The organism is Paenarthrobacter sp. PAE-2 (genome assembly GCF_026013155.1).
Classification (GTDB): Bacteria; Actinomycetota; Actinomycetes; order Actinomycetales; family Micrococcaceae; genus Arthrobacter; species Arthrobacter ureafaciens.
On the sequence record NZ_JAPDNV010000024.1, the window covers coordinates 17,507 to 34,743 of the forward strand.

Consider the following 17,237-nt stretch of genomic DNA (forward strand, 5'->3'; position numbering starts at 1 on the left):
ACAGTCAGAATAGACGTCACTATTGGTGTCCGATGGCGCACACTGCCGTAAAATTGCGGGGATGCCTTTCCTGAACAACCTTCAACTGTGGGCCGATGACCGCCCCCACCACACTGCCGTGGTGGTCGGGCGCAGCAGGCTCTCCTGGTCGGAGTTGCGCGACGCAGCAACCGGGTTGCTCGCCACCACGACCGACACCACGGTCCTCGCCGAGCGAAATTCCACGGAGTTCGTGGCCCGTTACGCTGCGGCTTTGGCGGGGGAGCGCCGGTGCGCGGTCCTGGATCCGTCGTGGCCGCCGGCGATGATCGACGAAGTCGCCTCGCGCATCACGGGATCGGGCCGGGATTCCGGCGGAGTGCTGTGTGACGGCGATCCTTCATCGACGTTCCTTGTCGGACTCACGTCCGGAACCACCTCGGTGCCAAAGGCGTTCACCCGTTCGAGGCATTCGTGGCGCGTTTCCTTCGACGCCTCCATCGAATTCTTCGGTCTCACGCAAGACGACCGCACCCTCGCCGCAGGTCCACTTTCTTCCAGCCTCAACCTTTATGCCTTGTCAGAGTGTCTGTACGCCGGCTCGGCCTTTTACACCCTTGAATCCTTCGACGTCGGCGATGCCCACGCCGCGATCAGCCACGACGGCATCACGCGGTTGATCGTGACGCCGACCATGCTGCGTTTGCTGAGCGAACGCGGCTTGGCCGGCGACGTGGATGCCTCCGGCGTCCGCAGCATCGTCTGCGCAGGTTCCAAGCTGGATGCACGCACCCTTGAAGCGGCCCGCAGGTGGGCACCAAACGCAGCGCTCTACGAGTACTACGGCGCGTCCGAGCTCAGCTTTGTTTCCGGAACCCGCTTGGCGGCAGGTCAACCTCTGGACGTAGGAGGAACGGGCATCGGGCGCCCGTTCCCCGGGGTGGAATTGAGCATCCTGGATGATGATGGAGTGCCCGTGCCGGACGGCTCACACGGCAACATCAGCGTGCGCAGCGGAATGGTCAGCAACGGGTACCTCTGGGGTGACGACGGCCAGGCCCTCCGGTGCTTGGACGGGTGGTACACCGTTGGGGACCAGGGCTACCTTGAAGGCGGCGTGCTGCACATCCTTGGGCGGCGTTCGGACATGATCATCACGGCCGGGAAGAACGTTTATCCGCACGAGGTCGAACTTGCCTTGGCGTCAGTTCCGGGGATTGAGGTGGCCGTTGCGGCAGGAGCACCGGATGACGTCCGCGGCCAAAAGGTGATTGCCGCCGTCGTACCCGCCTATGGAGCCGTCACGGCGACGCAACTGCGTACCGGCCTTGACGGTCTGCTGGCCAGGGACAAATGGCCGCTGCAGTACTACGTCCTTTCCGAACTGCCCATCACGGATCGGGGAAAGATCAGCCGTTCGCTCCTGTTGGACTGGATAAATAACCATGATGCCCGCATCCAGCCCCTTCACTGACCCGTCCGGGCCGTCGGGGCAGAACGACCGCTTAGGGGACATCGACCCCTCCCGCCAGCCAGTGATCATCGCCGCGCTCCGTACACCGGTATGCAGGGCGAACGGCGCTTTGAAGAGACTCCGCGCCGCCGACCTGCTGGCGCCCGTCTTGTCAGCCTTGATGGAACAAACGGGTGCTGATCCTGCGGACGTGGACGACGTCATGATGGGCAACGCGGTGGGCGGTGGCGGCAACGTGGCCCGCTTTGCCGCCCTCCAGGCAGGCCTGCCTGTCTCCGTCCCCGGCATCACGGTGGACCGGCAGTGTGGTTCCGGTTTGGACGCCATTGCGTTGGCTTCGCGGCTTGTGGCCGCCGGCGGCGATCCACTGTACTTGGCGGGCGGCGTGGAGAGCGTCAGTACCGCTCCGGCGCGAGCCCAGAGGAATGACGACGGCGGACTGGACTTCTACTCGCGGGCCGCCTTCGTGCCGCGTACCTTCGGCGACCCGGACATGGGCGTGGCGGCCGAGAACGTCGCCCGGCACTTCGCGATCAGCCGCGACCGGCAGGATGACTTCGCCCTCCGGAGCCACCAGCGGGCAGTCGCTTCAACAGTTGCAGGCACCTTCCTTGCCGAAACAGTGCCCTTGGACGTCGACGGCCGGCCGGTAACCGCGGACGACGGCCCCAAGCCCAACCTGCGTCCTGCGCTGATGGCGCGCTTCCCGGCAGCTTTTGTACCCGAAGGGTCCGTCACGGCCGCGAACTCCTGCTTCGACGCTGACGCAGCGGCCGCCGTCGTCGTCACCTCCCTGCGGCGGGCCCGCCTCATGGGCGTGAAGGACGGGCTGCTTGTCCTGGACAGCGGCACTTCAGGGGTCGACCCACAGTTGCTGGGCATCGGGGCAGCTTTCGCGGCGGAGCAGTTGTTGGCGCGCCAGGGCGTGGATCCGGAGCAGCTGGATCTGGTCGAATTCAATGAGGCTTTCGCCTCGCAGACGCTGGCTTGCCTCGACCATCTGGGCATTGAGGCTGAACGCGCCAACCTCGATGGGGGAGCACTGGCCCTGGGGCATGCCTACGGCGCCTCGGGCGCGGTCCTGGTCACCCGGCTGCTGGCGCAGGCGCGGCGGGACTACGAACTTCGGCAGCGGGAGGTCACGGGTATTGCGATGATCAGCATCGCCGGGGGCATGGGTACCGCGGCTTTGGTGAAGTACCTTCGGTTCTAGCTCCGGCCCGGAGGCGGGTCCGGGTAATCGTCGGCTTCGCCGAGACCACGTGCGGCCAAGGCGTCGCCGGTCTGCCGCGCATAGGCAACAGTGCTAATGAAAACCGGCAGGATGAGGGCCTTCGGGTTTCGTTCCAATCCCCGCGCACGCGCCGCATCCCGCACATCGCTGAAGGCACCGGCTATGAACGGGATACTCCGGAGCATGATGGCGATGGTGAGGGCGAAACGCTCCGGATCCGCGCCCCAGCGCTGGAAGGGCCGGGCCAACCGGACCACTCCGTCCAACAGGTCCTGGACCGGGGTAGTGGCCGTCAGGATGGACGCCGCCACCACGCATACCAGCACGTTCAGCACGATGCGTGCAGCCGTAGGGCCGCCCAATTGCCACCACTGGAATGCCCCGATGACAAAAAGGATCGGCGCTACAAGCCATACAGCCCGCAGGAGCCTCCGGAAGCCGGCCCCCGTGAGCAGGAAGATCCCGCACAAAAGTGCCAGGACCAGCAGGGATACCAGCCAGTCGACGATCAGGAACGAAGCAGTCCCGCATGCGGCCACCACAAGGAACTTGGCCCAGAGGGGAGTGCGGTGGATGAGCGAGTCTCCGCGGACATAGTTCGCCAGCAGGAAGCCGTGCCCCCTCATCGGCCCGGACCGTCCAGGCTGGCCGCGCACAGCGCACGGTAATGTGCCACCGCAGCGGACGGACCGCCGTCGAACACAATCCTCCCGGCTTCGACCACCAATACCCGGTCCATGTCGGCGGCGAGGTCCAAATCGTGCGTGGACATGATGACTTGTTGCTCCAGGCCGGATATGGTGCGGCGCAGCAATTCGCGGTTCCTGAGGTCCAGCAGCGTGGAAGGCTCATCGAGGACCAGAACCGCGGGGTCGACCGCCAGCACGGCTGCCAGCGCGAGCAGTTGCCGTTCCCCGCCCGAAAGTTCGTAGATACTCTGGTCCGCCAGGTGCAGGATTCCAAACCGTTCCAGAACGGACTCTGCGCGGGAAGCCCGCTCCTTCCTGTTCTTGATGCTCCGCCTCAGCGACAACTCGACGTCCTCGCGGCCTGTTGGCATCACCAGTTGGGAGAGGGGATCGGTGAAGACGAAACCGACGTTTGCCCTGACCTTGCGGACGTCGTGGACGGTGTTGTGGCCGTGGACCACAACTGATCCTTGGCTCGGCTCCACGAGCCCATTGACCAGGCGCAGCAGTGTGGACTTCCCGGAGCCGTTGGCCCCGATGACGCCGATCCGTCTTTCGCGCAGATCGAGGGTTACATCCTGCAGCAGCGTCTTGGGCACGTCGCTGCCATCTACTGCGACGGCGACTGAGACGTTGCTGAAGTTGATGGAGTTCATGAAGAAGTGGAGCCTGCCCTTCTAACCCGGCGCACCAGGACGTCAGGAAATGCCTTATGGAGTGCCACGGCGATAACCACCGCGAGGACATTCTTCAGGATATCTCCCGGGTAGAACGGGAGGTCCGCGAGGAAGGCCTTGGGAAGGTCAAGTTTGCCGTTAACCATCATGCCCACGATCCCCAATGCGTGGATGATCAGGACGCTGCTGGCCATGGTGGCTGCAAAGAGAAGCGCCGCGCGGAACCGTACCGTCTTGCGGATGATCAACGACGTCAAGTACCCGGTGGCTGCCGCGGCCAAGGGAAAAGCGATGATATAGCCGGCAGACGGTGTTGCGAGGATGCCAAGTCCGCTGCGTCCGCCGCTGAAGATGGGCAGACCTGCCAGACCCAGCAGGACATAAAGCCCGACGGCGGCGAAGCCCCTCCCTGCGCCCAGCACCAGACCGCTGAGCATCACCGTCAACGTGACAAGCGTGATCGGCACCCCGAGGGCGCCGACCGGGATGCCGGGAACGATGGCGGAGGTGGCCACGAGGGCCGCGAAAACGGCCACGAGTCCGAGGTCGGTGGCGTTCCAACGGCGACGGGCCGCTGCGCCGGGGCCCTTGGTGGAATGGGTCTGGGTCATTGGGGATCCTCTGCGGAAAAGTTGGTGCGTTCTAAGCGGGCACTGCCCACTCTTTCGAGGGTACGGAGAGCGGCGGTAGGCCATTTTGGAGCCTCTCCACAAAGACCAGCCGCGGTTCTTTGGAGAGTGGGGCAGTGTTCCGGGAAATATCCGTCGTGTTTGTGGCCCTCCAGCCTGCCGGTAGACTTGATAAGGCTGTTCTCACAGCAGTTCCCGCCGCTTCCACCGGATTGCCCGGTGCCGCAGGCGTTCCCCGTTGAAAGGCATCACCCGAATTGATTAACGTCCAGGACCTAGAACTTCGTGCCGGCGCACGCCTGCTGATGGACCAGGTCAACTTCAGGGTGGACAAAGGGGACAAAATCGGACTCGTCGGCCGCAACGGTGCCGGCAAGACTACTCTCACCCGTGTCCTCGCCGGGGAAGGTCTGCCTGCCGGCGGCAAAGTCACCCGGAGCGGGCAAATCGGCTACCTGCCACAGGACCCGCGCACCCCGGACATGGAACAGCTGGCGCGGGACCGCATCCTGTCGGCCCGTGGCCTAGATGCCGTCGTAGGCAAGCTCAAGAAGGCCCAGGCCGAGATGTCCAGCGAGGACGCCGCAATCCAGCGCAAGGCCATGAACCGCTACGACCGCCTTGAAGCGGAGTTCCTGGCGGGAGGCGGATACGCAGCCGAGGCTGAAGCTGCAGCCATCTCCTCAAACCTTGCACTGCCGGAACGCATCCTGAACCAGCCGCTGAAGACCCTCTCCGGTGGCCAGCGGCGACGTGTGGAACTCGCCCGCATCCTCTACTCGTCCGCCGAGACACTGCTGCTGGACGAACCAACCAACCACCTCGACGCCGACTCGATCAGCTGGTTGCGTGACTTCCTTAAGAATCACCAAGGCGGCTTGATCGTCATCAGCCACGACGTGGAATTGCTCGAAGCGACCGTGAACAAGGTCTACCACCTCGACGCCAACCGTGCCCAGATCGACTACTACAACATGGGCTGGAAGCGGTATCTCCAGCAGCGCGAAACTGACGAGCGTGCCCGCCGCCGTGAGCGTGCCAACGCCGAAAAGAAGGCCCAGGTCCTTTTGGACCAAGCCAACAAAATGCGGGCGAAGGCCACCAAAGCCGTGGCGGCCCAGAACATGGCCAAGCGTGCCGAGCGTCTGTTGAGTGGACTCGAGGCGGTGCGCGAGCAGGACCGCGTAGCAGCCCTGCGCTTCCCTGAGCCCTCGCCCTGCGGCAAGACTCCGCTCACCGCCGAGGGGCTGAGCAAGTCCTACGGGTCTTTGGAAATCTTCACGGACGTTGACCTGGCCATCGACCGGGGCTCCAAGGTGGTCATCCTGGGCCTCAACGGTGCAGGCAAAACGACGCTGCTGCGCATGCTCGCGGGAGTGGACAAACCGGATACGGGAGAGATCATCCCGGGCCACGGGCTCAAGGTCGGCTACTACGCGCAGGAACACGAAACCCTGGACCACGACCGCACGGTGCTCGAGAATATGCGTTCCTCCGCACCCGATATGAAGGATGCGGAGGTCCGGGGGATCCTGGGTTCCTTCCTCTTCTCCGGTGACGACGTCGACAAGCCTGCCGGAGTGCTGTCCGGCGGTGAGAAGACCCGCTTGGCCTTGGCTACAATCGTCGCGTCCAGCGCAAACGTGCTGCTGCTGGATGAGCCCACCAACAACCTCGACCCCGCCAGCCGCGCGGAAATCCTGGGCGCGCTGAAGAACTACACCGGAGCCGTCGTCATGGTCAGCCACGACGAAGGAGCCGTTGCAGCGCTCAATCCGGAACGCGTTGTGCTGCTTCCCGACGGGGTAGAGGACCTTTGGAACGAGGACTACCTCGATCTGATCACGCTGGCGTAAGCCCGCACCGCGGGCGCAGCCGGGCTAGCGGACGTCGAGTTCTTCGGCGTCGGTGATTCGCCGCAGGTCCTCGTAGGTAATGGAGAACATCGAGTGATGGTCTCCTGCGCCTGCCCACAGTTCGTGGTGATCCCTCAATGAGTTGTCCAGGATGGTGCGGATCTTTCCGGGGTGGCCCACTGGTGCCACGCCGCCCACTTCCTGGCCGGTGTGCGCCAGGACGAATTCGGGTGTTTGGCGCGGCGGATCTTTCCCGTTTCCAGCCGGCGGGCGACGTGTGCCGTGTCGACTCTCGCTGCGCCGCTCGCCAGGATCAGAAGAGGTTCGCCGTCCACCTCGAATATGAGGCTGTTGGTGATGGCAGCGACCTCACAGCCCAGAACGGAAGCTGCGGCTGCCGCCGTCGGAACTTCCTCGTCGAAGATCCGGACGGTATCCGCAACGCCAAGCGCCGTGAGCGCCGCCTTGACCGACAGGACCGGCTCCGGAATCTTTTCAGTAACCTTGGGCATCAAGAATCGCGTCTTCCTCTTCTTCCGACGTGGGTTTCTTGTTTCGCCGCGCGGCCGGTGCCGGCCGCTTCCGGGGACCTGCAGCGGCGATGACGTCGTCGTCTTCATCGTCTTCAGCATCGATTGCCGCGTTACGTGCCTGTTGGCGGGCAGCGTAGCCGAAGCCAATGAACATCAGCACTCCGAAAGCGAACCATTGGAGTGAGTAGGAAAGGTGGGTTCCCTCTTCAGTTGCCGGCTTGGGAAACGGCGTGGGCATCGGCTGCACAGGGGGAGTCTCACTGGCCAGCTGCCCGTAGGCACCCGTTTCGATGGTGTACGGCAGTTCCTCGGCAAATCCCGGAAGGTCGATGGAAGCGAGCTGGCCTTCCACCGCGCCGCGGTCCAGTTTCGGCTCGGACGGCTTGAGGCGGGCGACGACCGTGACCTCACCTGCAGGAGGTGAGGGAACGACGTCGGGCCTTCCCGGAGTGTTGTTGCCAATCGGTAGCCAGCCGCGATCGATGATCACTGTTTCACCGGTGGTCAGGCGGAATGGAACAACGACGTCGTAGCCGGGTTGGCCATTGAGCGGCCTGTTGCGGACTACCCGCTGCCCGTCGATGTCATAGCTGCCGCGCAACTCCACCTGGGTCCATTCACGGTCCGGATCCAAGTGGCGGAACTGGTCCTTCACGTCGGCGAATGGCACCGGGGTGGCTGAGTAGTTGCTGACTACGCGGTCAATTTCAGCCAGCGTCTCGGCGCGCCGATCCATCTGCCAGCGGCCCAGGAAGACGCAAGCCGTCGCGAAGATGACGGCCAGGACAAAGTAGCCCAGCCACTTGCTGGAGAACAGGAAACGGTACATTCAGTCTGTCCCGCCCACTATCGCTTCCGCGGATCCGAAAGGCACGGTTTCCTTCCACAGACCCCGCGTTTGCAGGTAATCCTCAAGCCAGGCCCGGTGCTCGTTGCATGCCAGCCATACCTTGCGGCGCTCAGGTGTATGGATTCTGGGGTTGTTCCACAGGAGCTGCCAACCGGCCGCTGCCCGGCATCCCTTGCGCGAGCATTGTTCAGGCGCCGAGGCACGCGGGGATTCCTCGCCGCCCAAGCCGCCGAGGTTAAGAATGTTCATGAAGCCGCCCGTTCGTCGCCGGCGTTCCCGGCTTCCTTTGATGCATCGTCGCCCGTGGGAGTTTCGTCATCCACCAGTTCGCCTTGGAGGAGGGTGACGGAGTCATCCGCTTCGGGTTCTTCATCGCTGCCGGCTACGTTGGTGCCTTCAATCTCCGGCACGGCGACGTAGTCCAGCAATGAATCACTGTGGACTTCGGCTTTGTCGCTGCCGTTGGCGATGACTACCGCGATCCAGGGCAGGAAAACAGCTCCAGCCACGGCGAGGATCTTGAACCAGCCATCCACTACGAAAATGAGGACGATGCAGACCATGCGAATGCCCATGGCTATTGAATACTTGATCATGCGTTCGCGCATGTCCTCGGAGTGTGCAGCTGCTGCATCAGTGATGCTATGGACCTCGGGGTCGCTCGAGTAGGCGTCCGGATCCCCGGGCACCTGCTGCAGGGGACTGTTCTCTCGTGTCACAGCTGAATAATCACGCTCCAAAGGCTCCCGTTAATTCTCTCACCGATCCGATGAGTCACCCAAACCGCGCTGGCAGAAGCGGTTACCAGCGCGTTGCGGGAGGCGGCGGCTAAGATCGAGGCAGGAAATCCCTCGTCATCGCGGTAGAGTCCGCAGAATTCGGAGCCCATTCATGCCTGAAGCAGTACCCAGCGGCCGCAGCGTCCTTATTACCGGCGGTAACCGCGGAATCGGACTGGCCATTGCCGAGTCTTTCCTCGCAAATGGAGACAAGGTAGCCGTTACCTACAGGAGCGAAACCGACTTGCCTGAAGGCGTCCTGGGGGTCAAAGCCGATGTGACGGATGAGGCTTCCATTGATGCAGCCTTCAAGATCGTGGAGGAGGCCCACGGCCCGGTGGAGGTTCTGGTGGCCAACGCCGGAATCACCAAGGACACTCTTCTGCTGCGCATGAGCGAGGACGACTTCACGTCCGTTCTGGACACCAACCTGACAGGCGCCTTCAGGGTCATCAAGCGGGCTTCCAAGGGAATGATCCGTTTGCGCAAGGGCCGGGTGATCCTGATCTCCTCGGTCTCCGGCCTCTACGGCGCTCCGGGCCAGATCAACTACTCCGCCTCCAAGGCCGGAATGGTGGGCATGGCGCGTTCGCTGACGCGGGAGCTGGGCAGCCGAGGCATTACGGCAAACGTCGTAGCACCGGGGTTCATCAACACGGATATGACGGCTGAGCTTCCGGAAGAGACACAGAAGTCCTACCTTGCCAACGTTCCTGCGGGACGTTTCGCGGAGGCTTCGGAGGTTGCCAACGTTGTGCGCTGGGTTGCGAGCGATGAGGCGGCTTACATCTCCGGCGCCGTTATCCCCGTTGACGGCGGCCTTGGCATGGGCCACTAGCGCCGACGCACCGGGACAAACAATTTGTGGGGGCTCCACAACACGCATTCCACTTTGCCGCCGGCAGGGTGGAAGCAGGGCCCAACGATGTGGAAGAAGTGAACAGAAGGAGCACGCATGGGAACGCTTGATAACAAGACAGCCATTGTGACGGGATCCTCCCGCGGCATTGGCGCAGAGGTTGCCAAGATCCTCGCGGCCGAAGGTGCCGCCGTCGTCGTCAACTACCGCCAGAAGGCGCCCCGCGCCAATAAGGTGGTGGCTGATATCCAGGCCGCGGGCGGTCGCGCTGCGGCAGTGGGCGCAGACCTCACCACGGAAGAAGGCGTTCACGCCCTCGCCAGTACGGCCATGGAGGAATTCGGCTCTCTCGACATCCTGGTGTTGAACGCCTCCGGCGGCATGGAATCCGGGATGGAGGAGGGGTACGCCCTGAAGCTGAACCGTGATGCACAGATCAACATGCTCAATGCTGCAGTTCCGCTCATGCCGGAGGGCTCCCGGGTGGTTTTCGTCACCAGTCACCAGGCGCATTTTGTTGAGACCGTACCCACCATGCCCGAGTACGAGCCCGTTGCCAAGAGCAAGCGGGCCGGGGAAGACGCCCTGCGAGCCCTGCTGCCTGACCTCGCCAACAAAGGCATCAAGCTGGTGGTGGTGTCCGGGGACATGATCGAGGGCACGGTGACCGCGACGCTCCTGGACCGTTCAAATCCCGGCGCCATCGAGGCCAGGCGCGCCGAGGCCGGGAAGCTGTACTCGGTGGAAGAGTTTGCCGCCGAAGTAGCCAAGATGGTCACCGCGGACGTCGAAACGGGACACACCGAATACGTAGGCGGCGCTGACTACTTCGGGAAGTCAGAGCAGTAAAGCCTTTTTCAAGAGGGGGCCCGGGACAAAATGTCCCGGGCCCCCTCTTTGTTGTTGACCACTCTTTCCGCTGCGTGGGATTGGAGTCACTTACCAATTCAATAAAAGTTCCATGTTTTCCCATCACGTTTTGCGAATTTCTGTTTCACGAACCATTTTTTGCATTACAAAGTCTCTTCTGATTGACTCGGCAATGTGCTCCGTTCGTGAATGCGCCCCACCGCCCGGACCGATGCGCACCAAAAGAATTTCTCCGGCCGCCAGCGCCGATTTCGCGAAACCAGGAGCTTTTGTGGACCTTCTCTTGCACGTGGACGATATCCGTGCGTCACACGACCAGCGGCGCATCCTTCGCGGTGTAGGCTTTTCGCTGCACCGTGGAGAGATTCTGGGATTGATAGGCACCAATGGGGCGGGTAAAACCACCTTGATGGACATCCTGACCGGTTCCCATCTACCCAACGGCGGGCGCATGAGCCTCGCCGGCGAAAACTTCAACCCCGACTCCTTGGAAGCAGCCCAAGCCTGCGGCGTGGGCCTCATTCCCCAAAATTTTCGACTTGACCCTGAACTGACCGTCTCCAAGGCCATCTTCCGCAGGACGTTCCAGGCCGATAAGCCCCATCCCGAGCTCCGTGCCCAAGCAGCAAAGCTCATCGCGGAGGTGGGGGTCGACCTGGACCCTGACGCGAAAGTCGGAGTCTTGGTCCGTGCCGAGCAGGCCTTGGTGGAAGTCCTCCGTATGGTGGCGGAAGAGGCACAGCTGGTCATCATGGACGAGGTGGCGGCCTCCTTGCCGGACCACGACGTAGCAGTGCTGCACAAGGTGCTGCGGATGCTGACAGGCCAAGGACGCGCCATCATCTACATCACCCACCGGTTGGATGAAGTGCGCTCGATTACCCACCGCATTGCCGTTCTCCGCGAAGGCGTCGTGCACCGGATCCTTGATGCGTCCCAGTGCACCGTGGAAGAGCTCGCCCTCCTCCTGCTGCAGAAAGAACCCGAGGGCTCCGACCGCCCCAACCGCCTCCTTGAAAATCAGGAGGTTCTGCGGGTGGTCAACCTCAGCGTGGCGGAAGACATTCGGGACGTGACCTTCACCGTGGCAAAGGGGGAGATCTTTGGCCTGGTGGGTACCCATCGCTCTGGAACTTACGCCCTCGTTGAAGCCCTGGCAGGCGTCCGCGCCATGACGTGCGGGGAAATCCATGTCAATGGCGAGCAGGTGGATCCTCGGACCGAATCTGACGCCCGGGGCAAGAAGATCGGATTCCTCCCGGATTCGGACCAAAACTTCCACGAGGACCCCAGCATTGCCGAGGAACTCCAGCAGGGCCGGAACCGGCAGGCAGGAGCATCCTCGGTGGAGGATGAGGTCAGTCAGCTGCGCGGCGTGATCGACGTCGTTCAGCAGATGCGCATCAAAACCGGCAACATCCAGGGGACACTGAGCACGCTTTCAGGCGGGGACCACCAGAAAGTACGCCTGGCCCGGTGGATGGCCGCAGATTGCGACATCCTGATCCTTAGCCACCCCAGCCGGGGCATAGACATTGGCGCCAAAGAGATTGTCTACAGGATGCTCCGTGAGCTCTGTGAAACGGGAGTGGCCGTTATCCTCCATTCCTCCGACTTGTCCGAGCTCGTCGGATGGTGCCACCGGATTGGTGTGATGCGCGACGGTGAGCTTGTATCCATCGAAGCCAATGCGAACACCAATGAGGATGTCCTGGTGCACCACATGCTGGGTGACAAGTTCGAGTCAGGGAACAGCCAGGCCCGCCGTTCAAAAGGCGTGACAGACACGCTCCTGCCGGGATGACAGAAGGCTGCCGGGTAGCGAGGTTCTTCCGCTGCCCGGCAGCAGCATTCAATCTTCCACAAAGAGGGGTGGACCCGCCTTCCGGCCGGTCCACCCCTTCTTGTTGCTGTCGAATCAGACGTGTTGTGGTGGAATCAGATTGAAATCACCTTCGCGATGTTCTTGAGCTTGTGCCGCGCCAGCGCCAAGTTTGCGTACGTCCGGTCAAGCACCAGGTATACGAAGAGCCCTTTCGCGGCGTTGGAGTTCAAAACGTTGATCAGGTGGTACTGCGATTCCAGCGTAATGAGAACGTCCTCGATGTCGCCGTCAAGGCCAAGGTCCGCCATCGTGCGGATCTTCGCACTGACGACGTTGGAGTTACCTGCGGCGGCAACCCCCAGGTCAAAACCGGGGCTTCCGCCCTGCGCCAAAGCCATTCCGCTGGTGTGGTCCACCACGGCCGCGGCAGTCGCACCTTCAATGGACAACAACTGCTTTACGGCGTCATCGAGCGAGCTCATATCTACATTTTCCTGTTCTGGTTGGTAACCGATGGTCTCCTCAGGAAAGATTTCATGCAAGGGCACTAAACCGTCGTCGGGAACATTGTGATGATCTTCCGGCGGCTTTACTTCCCCGCGGCGTTTCCACCACTTCCATGCGTTACGCGAACCGCTCACACCATGCCCTAGCACTGATCTTCCGCAGCCGGAAAGGACAGCGGATTTCCTGTTGGAAATAGGAACATACCATGCGCTAATTGCAATGAGGGAAAACGTTCGCATTGAACGGAATTTCCATAAAGACTTGGATAAAACTTGATAATTTCGCGTCACGAATAGTGACACTGCGATTTTCAATTCCGCGCGCCCCTATGGCGCAAAAAAGTGACCGGTCAGCCGCCGAGCTGACCGGTCACTTTTTTGCCTGCCACACGAACTGGAACACGCCGGCAGACGGTACAACACGGGGACGGCACCAGGCTGGATCAGGTGCCATGCCACGCGCTGTGGCGCAACCGCCGCAGACATGGGAGGCAGTGAAGCTGCCACGCCCTTGCGATGGTCACGCCCTATAGGTATGTCCTACACGGTTTTCGTGACGTCGACGGGCCCCAAAGCAGAGCTAGACGTTGGCGATGTGCCGTACTGCGTCGAGGTAAGGCATGTTGACGGCAGCATCGGCCACTGCCCGAACAGCCGGCTTTGCGTTGAAGGCAACGCCGATACCCGCGGCACCCAGCATGTCAAGGTCATTGGCGCCATCGCCCACGGCAATGGTGTGTTCAAGGGGGATGCCCGCAGCTGCAGACCACTCGCGCAGGTATTTTTCCTTCGCTGCCCTGTCGATCACTGCGCCAAGAACCTTACCTGTCAAAGCGCCGTCGACGATCTCCAGTTCGTTGGCAATCCAATGATCCAGGGCGAGGTCCCCGGCGATAGGTCCGAGGATCTGGTTGAAACCTCCGGAAACAACGGCCACAACGTGGCCGGCGGCCCTGAACGCGTCCACCAGTTCCGCCGCACCCAAACTGAGGCGGACCTCGTCACGCACCGAATCGACGACGGCGGCGGGCAAACCGGCCAGCACGGCTACGCGGGCGTGGAGGCTCTGGGCGAAATCCAACTCGCCACGCATGGCCGCCTCGGTGACCGCGGCCACTTCGTCGCGCTTTCCGGCGTGGGCGGCCAGCAACTCGATGACTTCCTGCTGGATAAGAGTCGAGTCGACGTCCATGATCAGCAGCTTCCTCCCGGCCTCGCGCAGGGCCTCAGGAACAACCGCCACATCGATTCCGGCCGGCGTCGCGTCGGACACCAGGCGGCGAAGCGTTCCCAGGGCTTCGGCAGTGCCGGCCTCGGCAGAGAAACTGATGGTGTGCACCTCGTAGCGGGCATCGCCGGATTGTGTTGTTGACGACGTACTGGATTCCGACCACACCGTGGCACCGAAAGCGGCCAGCGCCTTACGCACCTCATCCAGGGATTCGGGATTCACATTCACGCCATAGCTGACCGCAGCCAAGTTCGAAGTCATGCCGTCAATCCTATCGACGGAGCCGCACCCACCCGAATTCGTTTTGCTTCACAAAGAGGCATCCGCGCCGGTTATCAGTCATCTTCATTTTTGTCCTAGTGTCTACTCCTATGAGTGATGTTCTGGATTTGGCTTCCGTCAGCGTTGTCCGAGGCAAAAAGGCACTGCTGGACAAGGTTGACTGGCAGGTCAATGAGGGCGAACGCTGGGTCATCCTGGGCCCCAACGGCGCCGGGAAGACGACGCTTCTTCAGATTGCCGCCGCACGTCTGCATCCGAGCAGCGGGAAGGCCGGCATCCTCGACGAGGTACTGGGCCGCGTCGACGTCTTTGAGCTTCGCCCCCGCATAGGCCTGTCGTCGGCGGCGCTGGCCAACCAGATCCCGGAGCAGGAGAACGTCCTGAACGTGGTGGTGACTGCGGCCTACGGCGTCACAGGCCGTTGGCGCGAAGGCTACGAGCGCGACGACGAACGCCGCGCCTTTGCGCTGCTGAACGACTGGGGGATGGGGCCGCTCCTGAACAGGACCTTCGCCACGCTCTCGGAAGGTGAACGGAAACGTGTCCAGATCGCCCGGGCTTTGATGACCGACCCCGAGCTCCTCCTTCTTGACGAACCGGCCGCGGGCCTGGACCTCGGCGGACGCGAAGAACTCGTCCACAAACTCAGTGAGCTGGCGCAGGACGATGCCGCCCCCGCGATGGTGCTCGTCACCCACCACCTCGAGGAAGTGCCCCCGGGCTTTACCCACGCCATGCTCCTGCGCGAGGGTGGAATCGTGGCTGCCGGACCCATCAAGGAAGTCCTCACGGACGAGTACCTCAGCAAGACCTTCGGGCTCGATCTTGACGTGACGGAGAAGTCCGGCCGCTACACCGCCACCGCCCGCCGCTAGACCGGACGCGTATACCAACTGTGGAACTTCTTAGCAGCATTCTGGTCTTTTTCGCGGGCCTGTGGGCCGGCACCATCAACGCAGTCGTAGGCTCCGGGACCCTGGTGACCTTCCCGGTGTTGATCGCCTTGGGCGTCGCTCCGGTGGTGGCTTCGATGAGCAATGCCATGGGGCTTGTGGCGGGCACTGCCGCAGGCGCTTGGGGTTACCGGCGCGAATTGGCCGGCAGGGGGCGGCAGCTGTTGAAGCTCATGCCCGCCTCACTGCTCGGTGGCATTACGGGCGCGTGGCTGCTGCTTCACCTGCCGGAGAAGGTGTTTGGGTACGTCGCACCGGTCTTGCTGGTAGTGGCGCTGCTGATGGTCATGTTCCAGCCCAAGCTTCAAGCGTGGATCAAGAACCGGGAACAGAATCCTGAACATGCCTTGAAGGACAAGAGCCACGGGTTCCTCCTGGTGGCACTGGTCTACCTCGCAGGCGTGTACGGCGGTTACTTCGTTGCAGCACAGGGAATCCTTTTGGTGGGGATCCTCGGTGTCTTCCTCTCCGGCACCATGCAGAACGCCAACGCGATGAAGAACATCCTGACCCTCACCGTCAACATGGTGGCGGCCATCTCCTACTTGATTTTTGCTTTCGACCGGATCAACTGGCTCGTTGTGCTGCTCATTGCCGTCAGTTCGACGATCGGCGGGCTGATCGGTTCCAAGGTGGGACGCAAGCTCTCTCCCAAGGTCCTGCGCAGCGTGATCTTTACCCTGGGCATCGTTGCTTTGGGCTTCATGATCGCCAACCTCGTGAAATGATGCACGGATCCTTCGAAATGACTCTCCAGTGACCTTCCACTACCTTGAATCAGCCGACGATCCCCGCGTTTCGGACTACACCACGCTCACCGACGTCCATCTTCGCAAACTTCGCGAACCTGCGGAGGGAATGTACATCGCCGAGTCTTCGCGGGTACTGCGCCGCGCGCTGGCCGCAGGACACCAGCCGAGATCGTTTTTCCTGGCCGAAAAATGGCTTGAGGACCTGCGTGACGTTTTCGAAGCCCATCCCGACGTGCCCGTCTTCATCGGCAGGGCAGCCCTCCTGGAGGAGATCACCGGTTTCCATCTGCACCGCGGAGCGATGGCGGCCATGCACCGCCCGGCTCCGGTGCCGCTGGCGGAACTGCTCGCAAGCGCACAGCGGGTGGCTGTCCTCGAGGATATCGTCGACCACACCAACGTAGGTGCCATCTTCCGTTCGGCAGCGGCCCTTGGTGTCGACGCCGTCCTTGTCTCGCCACGATGCGGCGACCCGCTGTACCGCAGGAGCGTGCGGGTCAGCATGGGTACCGTGTTCCAGGTTCCGTGGTCCCGCCTGGAAAGTTGGCCGGGGGACCTGGAACTGCTGAAGGAGCAGGGCTTTACGGTGGCAGCGATGGAACTGACCGATGATGCGCTGGACCTGGACGAGGTGGCGGCCCGCAACATCCCCAAGCTCGCCTTGGTGCTCGGCACCGAAGGTGCCGGCATGAGCCCGGAGACACTCGCCGCCGTCGACATTGCCGTCAAGATACCCATGCGGGCGGGAGTCGATTCCCTCAACGTGGCTGCCGCCTCGGCGGTCGCCTTCTGGGAGCTGCGGCCCCGGGACTGATGCCCGTTCGTGGCGGTCCCGACTTTCGGGTATGATTGCTTGTTGGTCCGGACGTTGAATTAGTTCCTTCTTCGGACCGCCTCCATTCATACCTGGCAACTGGCAAAATCCAGCTGCGCGAACAAAGGTCCAATTATGAAGTCTGATATCCACCCGAAGTACGAAGCTGTTGTTTTCAACGACCTGGCTTCCGGCGTCAAGTTCCTGACCAAGTCCACCGTTTCTTCCTCGAAGACCATCGAGTGGGAAGACGGCAACACCTACCCGGTCATCGACGTCGAAATCTCCTCGGAGTCCCACCCGTTCTACACGGGCAAGCAGCGCATCATGGACTCCGCTGGCCGTGTCGAGCGCTTCAACGCTCGCTTCAAGGGCTTCGGCGGCAAGAAGTAACCCACTTCACCCCAAGTCTTTTCAAAAGCCCGCATCGCCGTTCCACGGCAAT

18 protein-coding genes and 1 pseudogene are annotated in these 17,237 nt (G+C 62.3%); 10 read left to right on the forward strand and 9 right to left on the reverse strand.

All coding sequences use genetic code 11. From position 1 onward, the window contains the following. Positions 1-61: 61 nt before the first annotated feature. Together OCL88_RS14530 and OCL88_RS14535 are read left to right on the forward strand one after the other, a co-directional pair. Complete coding sequence (locus OCL88_RS14530; RefSeq protein ID WP_264962963.1) at positions 62-1,453, forward strand: class I adenylate-forming enzyme family protein; 1,392 nt, start codon at positions 62-64, stop codon at positions 1,451-1,453. Continuing rightward, entirely contained in the window at positions 1,428-2,666 is a 1,239-nt protein-coding gene (locus OCL88_RS14535) for a thiolase family protein (RefSeq protein WP_264962964.1), read from the forward strand. The genes OCL88_RS14530 and OCL88_RS14535 overlap by 26 nt, the downstream gene beginning before the upstream one ends. Here OCL88_RS14535 and OCL88_RS14540 read toward each other — a convergent pair. From OCL88_RS14540 to OCL88_RS14550, 3 genes are read right to left on the reverse strand one after another with little or no spacing between them, the layout of a single operon-like run. Then, positions 2,663-3,313, reverse strand: coding sequence for an energy-coupling factor transporter transmembrane component T family protein (locus tag OCL88_RS14540; RefSeq protein WP_264962965.1), 651 nt, complete (start codon positions 3,311-3,313; stop codon positions 2,663-2,665). The two genes, OCL88_RS14535 and OCL88_RS14540, sit on opposite strands and share 4 nt — an antisense overlap. Then, a complete protein-coding gene (locus OCL88_RS14545; protein WP_264962966.1) occupies positions 3,310-4,032 on the reverse strand; it encodes an energy-coupling factor ABC transporter ATP-binding protein in 723 nt (240 codons plus the stop codon). The genes OCL88_RS14540 and OCL88_RS14545 overlap by 4 nt, the downstream gene beginning before the upstream one ends. Then, positions 4,029-4,664, reverse strand: coding sequence for a biotin transporter BioY (locus OCL88_RS14550; RefSeq protein WP_193591364.1), 636 nt, complete (start codon positions 4,662-4,664; stop codon positions 4,029-4,031). Before OCL88_RS14550 ends, OCL88_RS14545 begins: the two co-directional genes overlap by 4 nt. A gap of 275 nt (positions 4,665-4,939) precedes the next feature. Here OCL88_RS14550 and OCL88_RS14555 point away from each other — a divergent pair, with 275 nt between their 5' ends. Further along, positions 4,940-6,538 carry an ABC-F family ATP-binding cassette domain-containing protein gene (locus OCL88_RS14555; RefSeq protein WP_264962967.1) on the forward strand — a complete coding sequence of 533 codons (1,599 nt, stop codon included), beginning with the start codon at positions 4,940-4,942 and terminating at the stop codon, positions 6,536-6,538. A gap of 24 nt (positions 6,539-6,562) precedes the next feature. Here OCL88_RS14555 and OCL88_RS14560 read toward each other — a convergent pair. The 4 genes and pseudogenes from OCL88_RS14560 to OCL88_RS14575 form a co-directional block, all read right to left on the reverse strand. Beyond that, positions 6,563-7,050: pseudogene (locus tag OCL88_RS14560) on the reverse strand (YbaK/EbsC family protein). Next, on the reverse strand, positions 7,034-7,900 hold the full coding sequence (locus OCL88_RS14565) for an SURF1 family protein (RefSeq protein ID WP_264962968.1): 867 nt from the start codon (positions 7,898-7,900) through the stop codon (positions 7,034-7,036). Before OCL88_RS14565 ends, OCL88_RS14560 begins: the two are co-directional and overlap by 17 nt. Next, positions 7,901-8,170 carry a hypothetical protein gene (locus OCL88_RS14570; RefSeq protein ID WP_264962969.1) on the reverse strand — a complete coding sequence of 90 codons (270 nt, stop codon included), beginning with the start codon at positions 8,168-8,170 and terminating at the stop codon, positions 7,901-7,903. It abuts the gene before it with no gap. Further along, the gene (locus OCL88_RS14575; RefSeq protein ID WP_264962970.1) at positions 8,167-8,661 is read right to left on the reverse strand and encodes a DUF3099 domain-containing protein; all 495 of its coding nucleotides are present in this window, start codon (positions 8,659-8,661) and stop codon (positions 8,167-8,169) included. Before OCL88_RS14575 ends, OCL88_RS14570 begins: the two co-directional genes overlap by 4 nt. A 151-nt stretch (positions 8,662-8,812) precedes the next feature. Between OCL88_RS14575 and OCL88_RS14580 the strand changes: the two genes are divergently transcribed. The 3 genes from OCL88_RS14580 (at position 8,813) to OCL88_RS14590 (ending at position 12,233) form a co-directional block, all read left to right on the forward strand. Next, the gene (locus tag OCL88_RS14580; RefSeq protein ID WP_264962971.1) at positions 8,813-9,538 is read left to right on the forward strand and encodes a beta-ketoacyl-ACP reductase; all 726 of its coding nucleotides are present in this window, start codon (positions 8,813-8,815) and stop codon (positions 9,536-9,538) included. 117 nt (positions 9,539-9,655) lie between these two features. Beyond that, positions 9,656-10,408 (forward strand): SDR family oxidoreductase, encoded by a 753-nt coding sequence (locus tag OCL88_RS14585; protein ID WP_264962972.1) that lies wholly within the window; start codon positions 9,656-9,658, stop codon positions 10,406-10,408. A gap of 292 nt (positions 10,409-10,700) precedes the next feature. Next, positions 10,701-12,233, forward strand: coding sequence for an ATP-binding cassette domain-containing protein (locus tag OCL88_RS14590; RefSeq protein ID WP_264962973.1), 1,533 nt, complete (start codon positions 10,701-10,703; stop codon positions 12,231-12,233). Positions 12,234-12,367: 134 nt separating this feature from the next. On the opposite strand, the gene OCL88_RS14595 is transcribed toward OCL88_RS14590, so the two are convergent. Continuing rightward, positions 12,368-12,736: a hypothetical protein gene (locus tag OCL88_RS14595; RefSeq protein ID WP_166184273.1), complete on the reverse strand. Its 369-nt coding sequence runs from the start codon at positions 12,734-12,736 to the stop codon at positions 12,368-12,370. Between the two features lie 604 nt (positions 12,737-13,340). After that, a complete protein-coding gene (serB, locus tag OCL88_RS14600) occupies positions 13,341-14,252 on the reverse strand; it encodes a phosphoserine phosphatase SerB (protein WP_264962974.1) in 912 nt (303 codons plus the stop codon). A 110-nt stretch (positions 14,253-14,362) separates the two neighbouring features. Between serB and OCL88_RS14605 the strand changes: the two genes are divergently transcribed. From OCL88_RS14605 to OCL88_RS14620, 4 genes are all read left to right on the forward strand, one after another. Continuing rightward, positions 14,363-15,148, forward strand: coding sequence for an ABC transporter ATP-binding protein (locus OCL88_RS14605; protein ID WP_166184277.1), 786 nt, complete (start codon positions 14,363-14,365; stop codon positions 15,146-15,148). Positions 15,149-15,168: 20 nt separating this feature from the next. Next, positions 15,169-15,954, forward strand: a complete 786-nt coding sequence (locus OCL88_RS14610) for a sulfite exporter TauE/SafE family protein (RefSeq protein ID WP_021470446.1) — start codon at positions 15,169-15,171, stop codon at positions 15,952-15,954. A 28-nt stretch (positions 15,955-15,982) separates the two neighbouring features. Then, a complete protein-coding gene (locus OCL88_RS14615) occupies positions 15,983-16,792 on the forward strand; it encodes a TrmH family RNA methyltransferase (RefSeq protein ID WP_264962975.1) in 810 nt (269 codons plus the stop codon). 135 nt (positions 16,793-16,927) lie between these two features. Then, on the forward strand, positions 16,928-17,185 hold the full coding sequence (locus OCL88_RS14620; RefSeq protein ID WP_009358283.1) for a type B 50S ribosomal protein L31: 258 nt from the start codon (positions 16,928-16,930) through the stop codon (positions 17,183-17,185). The last annotated feature ends 52 nt before the right edge of the window (positions 17,186-17,237 follow it).

Bases quoted from the DNA above. Each gene is read 5' to 3' on its own strand.
- OCL88_RS14585 (WP_264962972.1), top strand. From the start codon at position 9,656: ATGGGAACGCTTGATAACAAGACAGCCATTGTGACGGGATCCTCCCGC.
- OCL88_RS14550 (WP_193591364.1), bottom strand. From the start codon at position 4,664: ATGACCCAGACCCATTCCACCAAGGGCCCCGGCGCAGCGGCCCGTCGC.
- OCL88_RS14565 (WP_264962968.1), bottom strand. From the start codon at position 7,900: ATGTACCGTTTCCTGTTCTCCAGCAAGTGGCTGGGCTACTTTGTCCTG.
- OCL88_RS14580 (WP_264962971.1), top strand. From the start codon at position 8,813: ATGCCTGAAGCAGTACCCAGCGGCCGCAGCGTCCTTATTACCGGCGGT.
- OCL88_RS14535 (WP_264962964.1), top strand. From the start codon at position 1,428: ATGCCCGCATCCAGCCCCTTCACTGACCCGTCCGGGCCGTCGGGGCAG.
- OCL88_RS14605 (WP_166184277.1), top strand. From the start codon at position 14,363: ATGAGTGATGTTCTGGATTTGGCTTCCGTCAGCGTTGTCCGAGGCAAA.
- OCL88_RS14530 (WP_264962963.1), top strand. From the start codon at position 62: ATGCCTTTCCTGAACAACCTTCAACTGTGGGCCGATGACCGCCCCCAC.
- serB (WP_264962974.1), bottom strand. From the start codon at position 14,252: ATGACTTCGAACTTGGCTGCGGTCAGCTATGGCGTGAATGTGAATCCC.
- OCL88_RS14545 (WP_264962966.1), bottom strand. From the start codon at position 4,032: ATGAACTCCATCAACTTCAGCAACGTCTCAGTCGCCGTCGCAGTAGAT.
- OCL88_RS14620 (WP_009358283.1), top strand. From the start codon at position 16,928: ATGAAGTCTGATATCCACCCGAAGTACGAAGCTGTTGTTTTCAACGAC.
- OCL88_RS14570 (WP_264962969.1), bottom strand. From the start codon at position 8,170: ATGAACATTCTTAACCTCGGCGGCTTGGGCGGCGAGGAATCCCCGCGT.
- OCL88_RS14595 (WP_166184273.1), bottom strand. From the start codon at position 12,736: ATGAGCTCGCTCGATGACGCCGTAAAGCAGTTGTTGTCCATTGAAGGT.
- OCL88_RS14540 (WP_264962965.1), bottom strand. From the start codon at position 3,313: ATGAGGGGGCACGGCTTCCTGCTGGCGAACTATGTCCGCGGAGACTCG.